This window comes from Bacteroidia bacterium, from assembly GCA_039924845.1.
Taxonomy (GTDB): Bacteria; Bacteroidota; Bacteroidia; order DATLTG01; family DATLTG01; genus DATLTG01.
This window is the reverse complement of record JBDTAC010000004.1, coordinates 43,515-59,825: the sequence shown is the minus strand read 5'-3', so window position 1 is coordinate 59,825 and position 16,311 is coordinate 43,515. Positions and strand designations below refer to the sequence as shown.

The window sequence follows — 16,311 nt, the reverse complement described above, 5'->3', positions numbered from 1 at the left end:
TTTTTTGTAATGATCGGCAGCTTTGGTAAATAAATCGTCGTAATTTTTAGGTTGATCTTGCCCTACGGGAGGATTCGCAAGATTATCATACAAACTGGCAAGTGCCAATTGCCAATCGGCATTTGTGGGTTGTTTTTGCACAGCCATTTCCAAATTATTGATGGCTTCTTGTTTTTTATCAGGTTTGTGCATATAAAAATTGACTTGTTCAATCATTAAATTGACATCATCAGGATATGCCTGTCTGCCTTTTTCAACAGTAGCAAGAGCATTAGCCGAATCTCCTTTTTGTAAATACATATTAGAGAGATAAGAATACGGTCGTGCTTTTCCATATTTCAAATCTATTAATTGTTGATAATAGGTTTTGGCTTTGTCGTAATTTTTTGCCTTTTCTGCTTCTAAAGCTGCACTGCGTATGTCATTGGTATCGGTAACATGAAAAATAGCCGCATCTTCAATGGCATTTTCAAACATCAGTAAGGCGTTTGGATAATCTTTAGCCGTATTGAAAGCAATTCCTTTATTACCAAGGTGAACGATGCACTCTTTTAATTTCGGATCGATGTCATCGATGTATATCTTTTTGACATCTAATTCGCGCGCTCTTTTCAAAGACACGTAAGCTTGAACAACATCGTTGGCATCAGTTGAACCATAAGCGGCTAAAATACGTTGATTCATATCGGCAACATCTTTGTGTTTTTCTTTTTGTTCGATAAAATTTTTATCGAAAATAGTTAAATAGATTTCGCCTCTATAAAACCATGTTTTAGCTTCTTCTTTTGTATCAGGATCTTTAGCGGCAGTGTCTATTCTGGCTCTTGCTTTTAGCAAGGAAGTTGCATCTTGTTCTTTTTGATAATCATCCAAATATTTCCATGCACTTACTACGTTTTTGGCTTGTGAAAATCCATACTGAGAAGCTGCCATGGCAAGTGCTAATACGATTATTTTTTTCATAAAAATTTCCTATTTTTGTTTCTTAAAATGATTTTAAAAAATTATTTTTTTTGATGTGCTTTTTATAATTTATTCTTCCGTAGGAGTTTCCGTTTGTTCGGCATCGTCCGCAGGTGTATCATTTTGAATCTCATTTTCATCCAAAACAATTATTTCATCGTCCTCTACTTCTATTTTTGTTACGGCTGCAATTTCATCATCGTCTTTTAAATTAATCAATCGTACGCCTTGCGTTGCTCTGCCAATAACGCGTAAATCAGACACTTTTAAACGAATGGTGAGACCGGATTTGTTGATAATCATCAAATCATTTTTATCCGTTACACTTTTTATAGCAATTAATTGTCCGGTTTTTTCGGTGATATTGATTGTTTTTACACCTTTTCCGCCTCTATTGGTAACTCTATATTCATCAATGCTGGAACGTTTTCCATATCCTTTTTCAGCCACCACCATTACGTTTGTTAGTGGATCATCAATACACACCATTCCGATTACTTCATCTTTTTTGCTGCTAAGTGTGATTCCGCGTACTCCCGAAGCATTTCTGCCCATCGGACGTACTTTTGTTTCGTTAAAACGCACCACTTTTCCGCATCTTAATCCAAGCATAATTTCATTTTTACCGTTGGTCAATTTAGCTTCCAACAATGTATCTCCATCTTTCACGGTAATAGCGTTGATACCATTTTGGCGCGGGCGAGAATAAGCTTCCAAAGTTGTTTTCTTAATCGTACCTTTTTTGGTACACATAATAATGTAGTTGTTTTTCAAATACTCGATGTCCGTGAAATTCTTCACATTGATAAACGCTCTCACTTTATCATCTGGAGCAATGTTTACGAGATTTTGAATGGCTCTACCTTTCGATGTTTTCGAACCTTCCGGAACTTCGAAAGCGCGCATCCAATAACATTTACCTTGTTCTGTAAAAAACAAAATGTAATTGTGTGTAGAAGCAATAAATAAATGTTCTAAGAAATCTTCGTCTCTTGTAGCTGTGCCTTTAGAACCTCTTCCGCCTCTATTTTGTGTTTTATATTCGGCAAGAGCCGTACGTTTTACATAACCTAAATGAGAAATAGTAATCACCACATCTTCATCGGCAATCATATCTTCTATTTTGAAATCTCCAGCAGCGTACACAATTTCACTTCTGCGAGCATCTCCGTATTTCGTTTTTATTTCGGCAAGTTCCTCTTTGATGATTTTCATTCTCAACGCTTCATCGTTCAAAATACTTCTCAAATACGTAATTAATTTCATCAACTCGTCGTACTCGCTCTTTATCTTATCTCTCTCTAAACCAGTCAGCGCACGCAATCTCATTTCAAGTATTGCTTTTGATTGAATTTCACTCAATCCGAAATTTTTCATCAAACCATCCTTCGCTTCATCCGGAGTTACAGATTCACGAATTAGTTTGATAACGGCATCTAAATGATCCAGCGCAATTAAATAGCCTTCCAAGATATGCGCTCTTTTTTCGGCTTGATTCAATTCAAATTTTGTTCTGCGAACAATTACATCGTGACGGTGATTTACGAAATGTCCGATCATGTCTTTAATATTCAACATCATCGGTCGGCCACCAACCAAGGCAATATTATTTACGCTGAAAGACGATTGCAACGAAGTGTATTTGAATAAATTATTCAACACCACATTCGTGATAGAATCGCGTTTCAATTCATATACAATGCGCATCCCGTCTCTGTCGGACTCATCGCGAATATCAGAGATTCCTTCTATCTTTTTTTCATTGATTAAATCCGCCGTCCTCTTAATCATTTCGGCTTTATTAACCATGTATGGGATTTCCGTAACAATGATTCTTTCTCGCCCGTTTTCTTCTGTTTCCACAGATGTTTGCGCGCGCATCACAATTCTACCTCTCCCTGTTTCAAACGCTTCTTTTACACCTTCATATCCATAAATAATTGCTCCTGTAGGAAAATCAGGTGCTTTCACATATTGCATCAATCCAGCAATATCAATGTCTCTATTGTCAATGTATGCCATTGTGGCATCAATTATTTCCGTTAAATTATGTGGTGGCATATTGGTTGCCATACCCACAGCAATACCGGACGCTCCATTGATTAATAAATTTGGGATACGTGTCGGAAGCACAGTTGGCTCTGTTAAAGAATCATCGAAATTGGGTCTGAAATCAACGGTATCTTTTTCGATATCGCTAATCATTTCTTCGCCAATTTTTTTCAACCGTGCCTCTGTATAACGCATCGCAGCAGGACTATCTCCATCAATCGAACCAAAATTTCCTTGCCCGTCCACCAATGGATAACGCAAAGACCAATCTTGCGCCATACGCACCATCGTATCGTAAATTGACGCATCACCGTGTGGATGGTATTTACCCATTACTTCACCGACAATCCTTGCTGATTTTTTATACGGACGATTGGAAAAAACGCCCAAATCAAGCATTCCGTATAATACCCTGCGGTGAACTGGTTTTAATCCGTCGCGCACATCTGGCAAAGCCCTTGATACAATTACCGACATTGAATAATCAATGTAAGCGGATTTCATTTCTTCTTCGATGTTAATTAAAATAATCTTTTCGCCTGATGCCATAAATCGCTTATTTTTATTACTATTTATTGATGATTTGTATTAAACCATTATACTGTATTTTTGTCATACAAACAAAAAATTGCATAGAAATTGCTATGCTGTAAATGGAGTTCGAAGGTATTGTAATTTGCCGAAAAAATGCTACTCAAAAAATGTTTAATTATTAACATTTTTTAGTTGAAAAAAGAAAGATATTAACAATATCGAAATATAAATAGCAACGTACCTTTGAAAAAATTAAAAAAAGCCCTAAATTTCAGCGGTTTTTCAGAGACTAAAGAGTAAACCTATCAAAAAAATATTTTTATGGAAGCGAAATTTTCACCTCGAGTAAAAGACGTAATCAGCTATAGCCGTGAGGAAGCGCTGCGTTTGGGAAATGATTACATTGGTACGGAACATTTGTTACTTGGTATTATCCGCGAAGGCGAAGGCGTTGCCATTAAACTTTTAAAAGGGTTAAAAGTGGATTTAAACGAATTGCGCAAAACCATTGAACAATCCATTGCCGTGCCCACAAAAAAAATAAATGCGCTCACCAATATTCCTTTGGTAAAGCAAGCGGAAAGAGCTTTGAAAATAACCTATTTAGAAGCAAAGCTTTTTAAAAGTCCGATTATCGGAACGGAACATTTGTTGTTGTCTATCTTAAAGGACGAAGACAATGTAGCAACAAAAGCCCTGCACCGCTTTCATATTGATTACGAATTGATCAAACAAGAATTAGACGTATACAATAACAATGCTAGTCCGCTTGATCCAAAAGCAGAATTTCCAGGAAGTCCTACGGATGATGACGGAGATGAAGATTCTGCCACATTTGGAAGCAGCACTAAAAAACCGAGCGATTCAAAATCCAAAACGCCTGTATTGGATAATTTCGGTAGAGACCTTACTAAATCTGCAGAAGACGGAAAATTAGATCCGATTGTTGGTCGCGATAAAGAAATTGAACGCGTATCTCAAATATTAAGTAGAAGAAAAAAGAACAATCCTATTTTGATTGGCGAGCCAGGTGTTGGTAAATCTGCAATTGCAGAAGGATTAGCACTTCGTATCGTTCAACGAAAAGTATCTCGCGTATTGTTTAATAAACGCGTGGTAACGCTTGATTTAGCTTCGCTTGTAGCAGGTACAAAATACCGCGGTCAATTTGAAGAACGCATGAAAGCGGTGATGAACGAATTGGAAAAATCTCCAGACGTTATTTTATTTATTGATGAAATCCATACCATTATTGGTGCGGGCGGCGCATCCGGTTCTTTGGATGCCTCCAATATGTTTAAACCAGCTTTGGCAAGAGGCGAAATACAATGTATCGGTGCTACAACTTTAGATGAATATCGTCAATACATTGAGAAAGATGGCGCTTTGGAAAGACGTTTTCAAAAAGTATTGATAGAGCCTGCTACGATTGATGAAACGTTGCAAATTCTTCACAATATAAAATCGAAATACGAAGATCATCACAATGTTACTTATACAGACGAAGCGATTAAAGCATGTGTGTTGCTGACGGCAAGATATATCAGTGATCGCCATTTGCCGGATAAAGCGATTGATGCCTTGGACGAAGCGGGTTCTCGTGTTCACATCACACACATCAACGTTCCGAAAGATATCATCGATATCGAGAAAAAATTGGAAGGGATTAAAGAAGAAAAAAATAAAGTGGTGAGAAGTCAGAAGTACGAAGAGGCTGCGAAACTCAGAGATACCGAACGACAATTGCTCGAGCAATTAGAAATCGCTAAAAAGCATTGGGAAGAAGACACCAAAGGACATAAAGAAACCGTTACAGAAGACAATGTTGCAGAAGTTGTAGCAATGATGACAGGCGTTCCGGTGCAAAGAATTGCGCAAAACGAAGGTTCTCGATTGGTGAAAATGGGCGATGAATTAAAAGGAAAAGTAATCGGCCAAGACGAAGCAATTAAAAAAGTGGTGAAAGCAATTCAACGCAATCGTGCTGGATTGAAAGATCCGAATAAACCAATTGGATCCTTTATTTTCCTTGGTCCTACAGGAGTTGGAAAAACACAATTGGCAAAAATTTTATCTCATTATTTATTTGATAGTGACGATGCACTGATCCGAATTGACATGAGCGAATACATGGAAAAATTTTCTGTATCGCGCTTGGTGGGTGCACCTCCGGGATATGTTGGTTACGAAGAAGGCGGACAATTAACCGAAAAAGTAAGAAGAAAACCGTACTCGGTAATATTGTTAGACGAAATCGAAAAAGCACATCCGGATGTTTTTAATTTATTGCTGCAAGCCTTAGACGACGGTCAGTTGACAGATAGTTTAGGTAGAAAAGTAGATTTCAAAAACACCATTATTATCATGACTTCCAACATTGGTTCACGCCAATTAAAGGATTTCGGACAAGGTGTTGGTTTCGCAACTTCTGCAAAAACAAGCACGGTGGATGAACATTCGAAAGGTGTGATTGAAAGTGCTTTGAAAAAAGCATTTGCGCCCGAATTTTTAAATCGTATTGATGACGTAATTGTATTCAATTCATTGAGCAGTGGTGATATTCACAAAATCATCGACATTGAATTGGCGAGTTTGTACGGCAGAATAAATGGTTTAGGATACAATATCAAAATCAGTAAAGAAGCGAAAGATTTTATTGCCGATAAAGGTTTTGATACGCAATTTGGTGCGCGTCCGTTAAAACGTGCCATTCAAAAATATGTGGAAGATCCTTTGGCGGAAGAAATCATCAAATCCACGTTATCAGAGGGAGATACGATTGAAGTAGATTTGGATAAAGAAAAATCAGAAATCAAAATTAAAATTTCCAAACCGAAAAAGAAAAGTAAAAAAGAAGATTGAAAAATCCGTCATGGTTTTAAGCCTCTCAGAAAATTATTTTTTTGAGAGGCTTTTTTTTAGTTCAACGTAATGTTGTAATTAACGCCGTTGATAGTAACGGTAGCAAGGTTGTCACACGCTCCACTGCCATAGTCAATATTGCGCGTAGAAAGATGCAAAGGTGTCATCTGCACAATTCCACTTTCTACATAACGACAACCATTTGTGAGTTGAAGTGGGTTTAAAATACTTGCGGAAAAAGTATTTCCTGTTGTACTGGAACCAGTTATGTTTCCGCGTATTAAATAAACATCGTCTGTAATCACTATTGGCGTAGCGCTTCCTGCAGTCCATTCGCGCGTACATTGCGCTTGCCAATCGATGATTCCGCCAGTGGGTGTTGTAATAATTCCGTTTGAAATATTTTCTGTGTAATAGGGGTTATTATTTGAATTTAATCCCATATTGGTAAGCGTTTCCGTGCCTTGTACGCTGTAATCGTTTATGTGATAATTGTTAGTACTAATAGTAATAACAGTTCCAGCAGTTCGATATTTCCCACTAAAAACGATCGTCAAAATACCTCTTCTTTTCACGCCATCGGGTCCAATACAATCTGTTGTTCCGAAATTTAAAGTCATTGTTTTTGGATATGTAGGATTCGGAAGTGCTGGATTTACAGTAACGGTGGCGCAAGATGAAGCCACTGTATTGGCAGGCGGATTTGGGCGATTAACATCTGCTTGAACACTGGAAACTACGTCCATTTGTGTAAATAAATCACCAAACATAAATTCGGCAGTAGTAAAATCTTGAGAAGATTGTGTTTCGTTATCGTTGTCGCGAACTGATTTATTGCAGGAAATAAAATAAAAACATGCGACTAAAGAAGTCAAAAAAACGGTTTTGAAAAATAAATTTTTAATCATATTTTATATTTGTTTTACAGATAAGAATAACGAAAATTACTTATATCTTTTCATATTCGCAAAAAGCGTACGAAAAATTATTTTTTTCAGTTGGTTCAAAGCGCTCTTCTTGTCGGAGTTCCCAAATTTTTTCATCTATTTTCGGAAAAAAGCAATCGCCTTCAAAAGCATGAAAAATTTTAGTAAAATAAATTTTTTGTGCAAGGTGCATGGATTGATTGAAAATTTCAGCTCCGCCAATAATGAAAAAATCTTTTTCGGAAGTGTTTTTTTGTAAGGCTTCTTCCAATGAATTTACAACGATGCAACCTTCCGCAGTGTAATTTTTATTTCGAGTGATGATAATGGAAACTCTTCCTGGCAAAGGCTTTCCAATGGATTCAAATGTTTTTCGTCCCATCACAATGGTATGTCCCATCGTAATTTTTTTGAAATGTTGTAAGTCCGCAGATAAATGCCAAATCAATTGATTGTTTTTTCCAATCACGTTATTTTCGGCTGCTGCAACGATGATGGAAATAGGCATTTGAAAAATTATTTTTTTGAAACGAAAAAAAGAAATTAAATGGCTACGGCTGCTTTGATGTGAGGATGCGGATCGTAGCCTTCTAACGTAAAATCTTCAAACTTAAAATCAAAAATATTGGTAACCGAAGGATTTATTTTTAATGTCGGAAGCGCTCTAAAATCACGACTTAATTGCAATTTTGTTTGTTCGATGTGGTTGGAATACAAATGTGCATCGCCAAATGTGTGAATAAAATCGCCAACTTTTAAACCACAAACTTGCGCCATCATCATCGTGAAAAGCGCGTAAGACGCAATGTTGAAAGGAACTCCCAGAAAAATATCGGCACTGCGTTGATATAACTGACACGATAATTTTCCATCCGCTACATAAAACTGAAAAAAAGCGTGGCAAGGTGGCAAAGCCATTTTCTCGATTTCGCCTACGTTCCAAGCACTTACAATCATGCGTCGAGAATCAGGATTTGTTTTTAATTGATTAACAACTTGCGAAATTTGATCAATGTGTTTTCCGTCTGCTGCATTCCAAGAACGCCATTGATAGCCGTAAACAGGACCTAAATTTCCATTTTTATCTGCCCATTCATCCCAAATGGAAACTCCATTGTCTTTTAAAAATTGAATATTCGTTTCACCTTTTAAAAACCAAAGCAATTCATAAATAATTGAACGAATGTGAACTTTTTTTGTGGTGAGGAGCGGAAATCCTTTTTGTAAATCAAAACGCATTTGATGCCCGAAAACACTCACGGTCCCAGTTCCTGTACGATCATTTTTTACAGTGCCGTTTTCGAGCACGTGGCGCATCAAATCGTGGTACTGTTTCATCGAATTAAGATTTTTTTCGGTTGCTCATTTCATCGCGAATACGCGATGCTTTTTCGTAGGCTTCTTCAGAAAGTGCTTTGGTAAGAAGGATTTGCAACTCTTCGGAAGTTTTTTTCTTCAAATCATTTTCCTCTTTTACCTTCGGCGCTTTTTCTTTTTCAGGTTCTTCTTTTTGAACTGTTCCTGCTTCATCATCCAATAAAATCCCTGCAGTTGCTAAAATAAATTCATACGTGTAAATAGGGCACAAAAACCTTACTGCTAAAGCAATTGCATCGGATGTACGTGCATCTATTTCTACTTCTTTTTCAGCATTCTGGCAAATTAATTTAGCGAAAAAAATACCTTCTACTAAATTATAAATAACGACTTCTTTCAATTGAATTTCAAAGGTATCGGCAAAACTTTTAAATAAATCATGCGTCAACGGGCGACTGGGTGTCATTTTTTCCAATTCAATAGCAATGGCTTGTGCTTCAAAAGCACCGATAATAATAGGCAATCTTCTTTTGCCTTTTGCTTCGCCAAGTACTAAAGCGTAAGCCCCAGATTGTGTTTGGCTATAAGATAATCCGACAATATCAATTTTTATTTTTTTCATTTATTCTTCGAAAAAAAAATTCTCGCACGCTGTTTTCTAATGATTAAATTTAATGAAATAATTTTGAATTATCCATGAGCGATTTTCATTTGCTTTACCTCCTCAATCAATTTCGGTACTACTTGAAACGCATCACCAACAATTCCGTAATCCGCAGCTTTAAAGAAAGGAGCTTCGGGATCAATATTAATAACAACAATTACTTTTGATGAACTAACGCCCGCCAAATGCTGAATAGCACCGGAAATTCCGATGGCAATATATAAGTTAGGACCGATGGTGATTCCAGTTTGTCCAACGTGCTCGTAATGTGGTCTCCAGTCCATGTCGGCAACGGGTTTGGAACAAGCAGTGGCAGCACCCAAAACTTCTGCCAATTGTTCAATCATTCCCCAATTTTCCGGACCTTTTAATCCACGACCTGCGGAAACAACTATTTCGGCTTCTGTTAAGGCAATTTTACCAGAAGTTTTTTTCACTTCTTTGGATACAGAACGAAAAACGTTTTCGTTTAATGTTGGCGAAAACGCTTCTATGGTTGGCGTTGTTGCATTCTCAATTACTTTATAAGAATTAGGCGTAATCGAAATAACTTTTACATCAGTTGCAATAGTTACATCTACCAAACCTTTTCCTGAAAAACATTTTTTTCGGATGGTGAAGGGATTTGTAGAACTTGGCAAATCAACAACTCCTGAAACGATTCCTGCATTTAATTTTACGGCAACTCTTGCTGCAATTGATTTTCCGCTGTATGTGTTAGAAATAATAATTACGTGTGCACTTTCTTTTTTTGCTGCTTCTGTTAAAACAGCAGTATAAGCGGCGGGAATTAATGTATTTAATTTATCGTTTTTTACGGATAAAATTTTTGAAGCTCCGTATTTTCCCAATAATTGTAAGTCGACATCGCTCACATTACCAATACTTACAGCCGTTACGTTGGTGCTAAGTTGTTTCGCAATTTCGTGTGCGTACGAAACGGCTTCAAAGGTTGATTTTTTAAATTTTCCTTCCCAATTTTCGGAGAATACAATTACTGACATAATGAGTTTTTTAGATTGAAAAAATATTTTTTTAAATGACTTTTGCTTCGTTGTGTAATAAGTTGATTAATTCTTCTGGATGATCTGCGGAAATCATTTTACAAGCTGATTTTGCAGGAGGAACAGAATAATTTACAAAAGAAGTTGTTGCTGTATTTCCTGTCGGTTCAACTACTTGTAATGGTTTTGTTCGTGCTGTCATAATGCCGCGCATATTCGGAATGCGAGGTTCTGCCATTCCTTTTTGTGCACTTGCCACAAATGGAAGCGATGTACTTATTACTTCTTTTCCTCCGTCAATTTCTCTTTCTAATAAAGCTTCTGTTCCGTTTACATCTAATTTTACGGCAACAGAAACAGAAGGAATTTCCAATAATTCTCCAATCATTCCAGCAACCAATCCACTGTTGTAATCAATAGATTCACGACCAGTTAAAATAATATCGTATTGATTTTTTTTCGCGATTTCTGCGATTTGAGAAGCAACAAAAAAAGCGTCTAAAGGTTCCGCATTTATACGAATGGCATCATCTGCGCCAATGGCAAGTGCTTTACGGATGTTGGCTTCGGTAGTTGCTATTCCTACATTAATAACGGTAACAGTTCCACCCAAACTTTCCTTTAATTCCAAGGCACGTGTCAGCGCAATTTCATCATAAGGATTAATGATATACTGAACGCCTGCGCTGTTAAACGACTTATTATCGGCAGAAAAAGTAATTTTTGTAGTGGTGTCAGGAACGTTGCTGATGCAAACTAAAATTTTCATATTCGTCTAAATATTATTTTTCGATTCAACTCGTATTAAAAATAAAAATGCGAATTTAGCAAAAACATTTTAAAATAAATAGTTCTTAAAAATCAAAAAATATGTTTTCGAAAACATCAAAAATAGGCATCATCGGTTCGGGTGCTATGGGAAGTGGAATTGCGCAAGTGGCAGCAAGTGCGGGACATCATGTTATTGTTTATGACAGCAATGCAAATGCGCTTGAAAAGGCGAAAAATAATTTAGAAACAATTCTTTTCAGATTAGTAGAAAAGACGAAAATTACGAAATCCGAAGCAGAAGCCATCACTTCGAGAACGCTATATGTTAATGATATGGAAGCTTTCAAAGGCTGTGATTTAGTTATTGAGGCGATTGTTGAAAATTTGCAGATTAAACAAAGTGTATTTTCAGAATTAGAAAAAAAAGTTTCGGACACCTGTGTTTTGGCTTCTAACACATCTTCGCTTTCTATTACTTCCATTGCGGCTGCTTGCAATAAGCCAGAAAGAGTTATTGGAATTCATTTTTTTAATCCTGCGCCATTAATGCCTTTGGTCGAAATTATTCCGGCGCTTACTACAAATCTCGTTGTTACAGAAAATACTCGAAAATTAATTGACACTTGGAAAAAAATAACGGTGCTGGCGAAAGATACGCCTGGATTTATTGTTAATCGCGTAGCGCGAAATTTTTACGGAGAATCCATTCGGATTTACGAAGAAGAAATTGCTGATTTTGCTACGATTGATTGGGCAATGAAAGAAATTGGCGGGTTTAAAATGGGTCCTTTTGAATTGATGGATTTTATCGGAAACGACATTAATTATAAAGTTACCGAAACTGTTTGGGAACAATTTTTTTACGAACCGCGCTTCAAACCTTCGTTTACTCAAAAGCGTTTATTCGAAGCAAAATTTTTCGGTAAAAAATCAGGAAGAGGATATTATGATTATTCGCCGAACGCTACGTTACCAAATCCTTTAAAGGATTTAGCGCTCGGAAAAATAATTTTTCAACGCGTTATTTCTATGTTGATAAATGAAGCTGTCGATTCCTTGTATTTGCAATTAGCAAGCAAGGAAGATATTGATTTAGCGATGACAAAAGGTGTCAATTATCCGAAAGGATTATTAAAATGGGCGGATGAAATTGGCTTGGAAAATTGTTTGAAAACGCTTTCCGATTTGCAAAACGATTACGGAGAAGATCGTTATCGCCCAAGTATTTTGCTAAAACAAATGGCAAAAGAAGGGAAGAAATTTTTTAGCTGAACGATTTTAAATTCCAATCTAAACTTTTTCTTTATGAAAAAAGAATAGCAGAAATGGAAAAGTTGAATGGAACTATTTGAATGTTATTTTTGGTTAGAAACCATGTCTGCACCTTCTTCTACATTGGAAGCAATATTTAAAATAGTATCCAATTGAGAAATAGCAATTAATTTTTTCACAGCATCTTGTAAGCCTGTCAATACAAATGTTCCTTGCGAATTTTTGCACAAACGATTGGCAACCAAAATGGCACTCAATCCAGAAGAATCGCAATAGCGAGCAGCCGAAAGATCGATAATAATGTTTTTCACACCATCGGAATTTATCAACACCAACTCCGACTTTAAAGAAGGCGCAATATTGCTGTCTAACTTATCGGCACTTACACTTATCAAGGTGTATCCGTCCTTTTTGTTTACCTGAAAACTCATAAATCCCTCCTGAAAAAATTATTTTTACGAAACAAATATATGTAGAAATAAATTACATTTCCACTCTTCCGGCTAAAAGATATAACACCGCCATTCTTATCGCCACTCCATTTTCTACTTGTTCTAAAATCAAACTTTGCTTGGAATCCGCTACATCGCTCGTTATTTCAACGCCTCTATTGATGGGTCCTGGATGCATAATGCTTATTTTTTTATCGAGCGAATCGAGTATTTTTTTATCCAATCCGTAAAGCATTGTGTATTCGCGCAAGGAAGGAAAATAATTGATTTCCTGACGCTCTAATTGGATGCGCAACATATTTGCAACATCGCACCATTCAAGGGCTTTTCGCAGATTATATTCCACTTTTACTCCCAATTCTGAAATGTATTTCGGAATCAAAGTTGCCGGACCACACACCATTACTTCTGCACCTAATTTTTGGAGACAAAATATATTGGATAAAGCCACGCGTGAATGAAGAATATCGCCGACAATCACTATTTTTTTCTTTTTTACTTCTCCGTATTTTTCGCGAATGGAATACGCATCCAATAAAGCTTGCGTAGGATGTTCGTGCGCGCCATCACCTGCATTGATAATTTTCGCATTCACATTTTTGGCTAAAAAAACGGCCGCACCAGGATTGGGATGACGCATCACCACCATGTCCACTTTCATCGCTAAAATATTATTGACGGTATCAATCAGCGTTTCGCCTTTTTTTACGGAAGAGGAAGATGCCGCAAAATTGAGCACATCCGCCGAAAGGCGCTTTTCAGCCAGCTCGAATGATAATTTTGTTCGGGTAGAATTTTCAAAAAAAAGATTGGCAATGGTAATGTCTCTGAGCGAAGGAACTTTTTTTATCGGACGATTAATAACTTCTTTAAAATGATCCGCTGTCTTAAAAATCAACTCAATGTCCTCTTTTGTGAGCTGTTTTATTCCTAAAAGATGCTTTACGCTTAGCTTCGAATTCATCGTTTTATTTATAAATTAAGGCTACTTTATCTTCTCCTTCCGATTCTTTCCATTCTACTTTTACGCGCTCCGACGCAATCGAATCAACCGTTGAGCCAACATAATCGGGCTGAATTGGCAGATGTCGGCTGTAACGTCGATCTATTAATACCATCAATTCTACTTTTCTCGGTCGCCCGAAAGCAAGCATGGCATCCAATCCAGCACGTATGGTACGGCCTGTATACAACACATCATCCATCAAAATCACATTTTTATCTTCGATGATAAAATCTATTTGTGTAGATTTTGGGATAAGCGGACTTTCTTGCTTCCTGAAATCATCCCTGTGAAAGGTAACATCCAAAGCACCGCACAAAATATTTTTTTTGGGAAGTAAAATTCCGAGTTGTTGATGAATGCGTTTCGCTAAAAAGATTCCACGCGGTTGCAAACCGATTAAAACAGCATCCGAAAAATCATTGTGGTTTTCAATTAATTGATAACAAAGCCTGTTAATGGTGAGTTCAAACGCCCGACTGTTAAAAATGATTCTTGGCTTCATAATGTCAGTTGCGACAAAGGTAACAAAAATGTGGTTTGAAAAAATATTTTTTTGAACGTATAGAAAACTCGTTTGAAAAATTAATTTTTCAAAGCACAAAAATCAGGATTAAAAAATTAATCGTAGCCAACTATTTTATAGGTAAAAAATCCGACCATTTCGTGGAGTAAAACATTCCAATTGTTGAAGGTAGAAGCGTCGGGAATAAAAAGGTAGTCAAATTCCCATTTTATCGGACCGCTGTATCTGTCGGTACTGTATGGCACAACGCTGATTCCTTGTTTCTGAAAACAACCCAAAGCCCTGCGCATGTGAAAGGCAGATGTGATGAGTAAATATTTCTTACCAACAGAATTTTGTTCTAAAATTGCTTTTGAAAACAGCGCATTTTCATGCGTGTTTTTCGATTTGTCTTCTACTAAAATATCCGCTTGCGGAATACCGATTTCGACCAAATAATTTTTTAATAAAGAAGCTTCCAAAATATCTGGATGCAAAATACTGCCGGAACCACCCGAAATTAAAATTTTCTGAATGATGCCTTTTTTATAGAGTTCTATTGCTTGAAAAAGACGATCTCCACTGCGCTGAAATTGCAAACGTTTTAATTTAATATCGTAATCAGTCATGCCGCCTAATACAATTCCGACGTCGTATTTGTCAAGTTTTTCAGAAGGAGTGGCTGGGATTTCCCATAAACGCATTGTTTCATCCAATATAAATGAATTGGAAAAAAATAATAATGTGATAATTCCTGCGATGAAAAAATATTTTTTTCGTCGCGCATTTTTAGAAAATAATGCAATTAAAAATAAAGCGATTACCCAGATAATGGGCGTGATGCAAAAAGAAAGGATTTTCGAAAGGATGAAAAACATACACTAAAATTAGAATTCAAATGTAATTCAAAAATCTTTCCCAATTTTGTTACGTAAAAAAAGACGATGAAAAAAATAATTTTTCTGATTGTTGAAATACTGTTTCTGATACTTGTCATTTTTTCGTTAGTATATCGCGATTTGGTTGAATATGGCTGGATGCAAGGCGAAGGACAGTTGGAGATTTATTTTCAGGCAAAGCCGGTTTCGGAAATGATGAACGATAAAAATGTGCCGGATTCTATCAAAAACAAATTGAATTTAGTACAAGAAATTCGTCAATATGCAATTGACAGCCTTGGAATAAATGATTCTAAAAATTTTACTTCTGTTTACAATCAACACGGAAAGCCTTCGCTGTGGGTGCTTACGGCTGCTGAAAAATTTTCGTTGCGTGCCAAAGCATGGAATTTTCCTTTTCTGGGAAACGTTTCTTACAAAGGCTTTTTTGATTTAACAAAAGGAAAACGCGCGAAAATAATATTGGAAAACGAAGGCTACGACACGGATTTAGGAATGGTTTCGGATTGGTCAACGTTGGGTTGGTTAAACGACCCGATTTTATCAAATACGCTTTCATATCACGTTGGAGACCTTTCCAATCTTATCATTCATGAATTAACGCACGGTACTTTGTACGTTAAAAACAATGTAGATTTTAATGAAAATTTAGCCAGTTTTATTGGTGATAAAGGAGCATTGAAATTTCTGCAACACAAATATGGAAAGGATTCCGAAGAATATTTGCGTTATGTGCATCACAAATCTGATCGAAAAATGTATGCCGATTATATTTTGAAAAGTGCTGCGCGTTTGGATAGTTTGTACAAACAATTTAAGCCGAACGAATCTGATTCTCAAAAAGAGCAAGAAAAAATGAATTTAATTCAGCAAATTATAGCGAATGTTTCCAACCTTAATTTATACAATAAAGCCAAGTATATCAAGTTTAGCAAAGAGGCATTGATTTCAAAAAATGCTTTTTTTGTTTCCTTTAAAATGTACGATTCGCAATATGATTTTTTCGATCAAGAATTGCATCAAAAATTTGGAAATAATTTGCGCAATTATTTAGATTATCTGAAGAAAAAATATCCTTCTATTTAAT

Annotated in this window: 15 protein-coding genes; 3 read left to right on the top strand and 12 right to left on the bottom strand. The window is 36.4% G+C overall.

Annotation, left to right across the window (positions count from 1 at the left end; genetic code table 11):
• On the bottom strand, positions 1–963 hold a 963-nt coding region (locus ABIZ51_00630), incomplete at its 3' end, for a hypothetical protein (protein MEO7087279.1).
• Positions 964–1,032: 69 nt separating this feature from the next.
• Positions 1,033–3,564, bottom strand: coding sequence for a DNA gyrase subunit A (gyrA, locus tag ABIZ51_00625; protein MEO7087278.1), 2,532 nt, complete (start codon positions 3,562–3,564; stop codon positions 1,033–1,035).
• A gap of 306 nt (positions 3,565–3,870) precedes the next feature.
• On the opposite strand from gyrA, the gene ABIZ51_00620 reads away from it, so the two are divergent.
• Positions 3,871–6,411, top strand: coding sequence for an ATP-dependent Clp protease ATP-binding subunit (locus tag ABIZ51_00620; GenBank protein ID MEO7087277.1), 2,541 nt, complete (start codon positions 3,871–3,873; stop codon positions 6,409–6,411).
• Between the two features lie 56 nt (positions 6,412–6,467).
• On the opposite strand, the gene ABIZ51_00615 is transcribed toward ABIZ51_00620, so the two are convergent.
• The 6 genes from ABIZ51_00615 to ABIZ51_00590 all read right to left on the bottom strand — a co-directional run bounded on the left by ABIZ51_00615 (position 6,468) and on the right by ABIZ51_00590 (position 11,091).
• Positions 6,468–7,319: a hypothetical protein gene (locus tag ABIZ51_00615; GenBank protein ID MEO7087276.1), complete on the bottom strand. Its 852-nt coding sequence runs from the start codon at positions 7,317–7,319 to the stop codon at positions 6,468–6,470.
• Positions 7,320–7,359: 40 nt separating this feature from the next.
• Positions 7,360–7,845, bottom strand: a complete 486-nt coding sequence (locus ABIZ51_00610; protein ID MEO7087275.1) for a dihydrofolate reductase — start codon at positions 7,843–7,845, stop codon at positions 7,360–7,362.
• A gap of 35 nt (positions 7,846–7,880) precedes the next feature.
• On the bottom strand, positions 7,881–8,675 hold the full coding sequence (locus ABIZ51_00605) for a thymidylate synthase (GenBank protein MEO7087274.1): 795 nt from the start codon (positions 8,673–8,675) through the stop codon (positions 7,881–7,883).
• Between the two features lie 4 nt (positions 8,676–8,679).
• Positions 8,680–9,276, bottom strand: a complete 597-nt coding sequence (locus ABIZ51_00600; GenBank protein MEO7087273.1) for a bifunctional nuclease family protein — start codon at positions 9,274–9,276, stop codon at positions 8,680–8,682.
• A 68-nt stretch (positions 9,277–9,344) separates the two neighbouring features.
• Positions 9,345–10,322 carry an electron transfer flavoprotein subunit alpha/FixB family protein gene (locus ABIZ51_00595; protein MEO7087272.1) on the bottom strand — a complete coding sequence of 326 codons (978 nt, stop codon included), beginning with the start codon at positions 10,320–10,322 and terminating at the stop codon, positions 9,345–9,347.
• A gap of 31 nt (positions 10,323–10,353) precedes the next feature.
• Positions 10,354–11,091 carry an electron transfer flavoprotein subunit beta/FixA family protein gene (locus ABIZ51_00590; GenBank protein MEO7087271.1) on the bottom strand — a complete coding sequence of 246 codons (738 nt, stop codon included), beginning with the start codon at positions 11,089–11,091 and terminating at the stop codon, positions 10,354–10,356.
• 101 nt (positions 11,092–11,192) lie between these two features.
• On the opposite strand from ABIZ51_00590, the gene ABIZ51_00585 reads away from it, so the two are divergent.
• A complete protein-coding gene (locus tag ABIZ51_00585; GenBank protein MEO7087270.1) occupies positions 11,193–12,365 on the top strand; it encodes a 3-hydroxyacyl-CoA dehydrogenase NAD-binding domain-containing protein in 1,173 nt (390 codons plus the stop codon).
• An 83-nt stretch (positions 12,366–12,448) separates the two neighbouring features.
• Here the strand turns inward: ABIZ51_00585 and ABIZ51_00580 are convergent, their stop codons facing one another.
• From ABIZ51_00580 to ABIZ51_00565, 4 genes are all read right to left on the bottom strand, one after another.
• Positions 12,449–12,796: an STAS domain-containing protein gene (locus tag ABIZ51_00580; GenBank protein ID MEO7087269.1), complete on the bottom strand. Its 348-nt coding sequence runs from the start codon at positions 12,794–12,796 to the stop codon at positions 12,449–12,451.
• 52 nt (positions 12,797–12,848) lie between these two features.
• On the bottom strand, positions 12,849–13,781 hold the full coding sequence (locus tag ABIZ51_00575; GenBank protein MEO7087268.1) for an aspartate carbamoyltransferase catalytic subunit: 933 nt from the start codon (positions 13,779–13,781) through the stop codon (positions 12,849–12,851).
• 4 nt (positions 13,782–13,785) lie between these two features.
• Entirely contained in the window at positions 13,786–14,325 is a 540-nt protein-coding gene (gene pyrR / locus ABIZ51_00570) for a bifunctional pyr operon transcriptional regulator/uracil phosphoribosyltransferase PyrR (GenBank protein MEO7087267.1), read from the bottom strand.
• 116 nt (positions 14,326–14,441) lie between these two features.
• Entirely contained in the window at positions 14,442–15,203 is a 762-nt protein-coding gene (locus tag ABIZ51_00565; GenBank protein ID MEO7087266.1) for a YdcF family protein, read from the bottom strand.
• Positions 15,204–15,269: 66 nt separating this feature from the next.
• Between ABIZ51_00565 and ABIZ51_00560 the strand changes: the two genes are divergently transcribed.
• Complete coding sequence (locus ABIZ51_00560) at positions 15,270–16,310, top strand: aminopeptidase (protein ID MEO7087265.1); 1,041 nt, start codon at positions 15,270–15,272, stop codon at positions 16,308–16,310.
• Position 16,311 lies beyond the last annotated feature (1 nt).

What these genes read in the sequence shown, in the direction of transcription:
- gyrA (MEO7087278.1), bottom strand. Translation starts at nt 3,564, where the DNA reads ATGGCATCAGGCGAAAAGATTATTTTAATTAACATCGAAGAAGAAATG.
- ABIZ51_00620 (MEO7087277.1), top strand. Translation starts at nt 3,871, where the DNA reads ATGGAAGCGAAATTTTCACCTCGAGTAAAAGACGTAATCAGCTATAGC.
- ABIZ51_00615 (MEO7087276.1), bottom strand. Translation starts at nt 7,319, where the DNA reads ATGATTAAAAATTTATTTTTCAAAACCGTTTTTTTGACTTCTTTAGTC.
- ABIZ51_00610 (MEO7087275.1), bottom strand. Translation starts at nt 7,845, where the DNA reads ATGCCTATTTCCATCATCGTTGCAGCAGCCGAAAATAACGTGATTGGA.
- ABIZ51_00605 (MEO7087274.1), bottom strand. Translation starts at nt 8,675, where the DNA reads ATGAAACAGTACCACGATTTGATGCGCCACGTGCTCGAAAACGGCACT.
- ABIZ51_00600 (MEO7087273.1), bottom strand. Translation starts at nt 9,276, where the DNA reads ATGAAAAAAATAAAAATTGATATTGTCGGATTATCTTATAGCCAAACA.
- ABIZ51_00595 (MEO7087272.1), bottom strand. Translation starts at nt 10,322, where the DNA reads ATGTCAGTAATTGTATTCTCCGAAAATTGGGAAGGAAAATTTAAAAAA.
- ABIZ51_00590 (MEO7087271.1), bottom strand. Translation starts at nt 11,091, where the DNA reads ATGAAAATTTTAGTTTGCATCAGCAACGTTCCTGACACCACTACAAAA.
- ABIZ51_00585 (MEO7087270.1), top strand. Translation starts at nt 11,193, where the DNA reads ATGTTTTCGAAAACATCAAAAATAGGCATCATCGGTTCGGGTGCTATG.
- ABIZ51_00580 (MEO7087269.1), bottom strand. Translation starts at nt 12,796, where the DNA reads ATGAGTTTTCAGGTAAACAAAAAGGACGGATACACCTTGATAAGTGTA.
- ABIZ51_00575 (MEO7087268.1), bottom strand. Translation starts at nt 13,781, where the DNA reads ATGAATTCGAAGCTAAGCGTAAAGCATCTTTTAGGAATAAAACAGCTC.
- pyrR (MEO7087267.1), bottom strand. Translation starts at nt 14,325, where the DNA reads ATGAAGCCAAGAATCATTTTTAACAGTCGGGCGTTTGAACTCACCATT.
- ABIZ51_00565 (MEO7087266.1), bottom strand. Translation starts at nt 15,203, where the DNA reads ATGTTTTTCATCCTTTCGAAAATCCTTTCTTTTTGCATCACGCCCATT.
- ABIZ51_00560 (MEO7087265.1), top strand. Translation starts at nt 15,270, where the DNA reads ATGAAAAAAATAATTTTTCTGATTGTTGAAATACTGTTTCTGATACTT.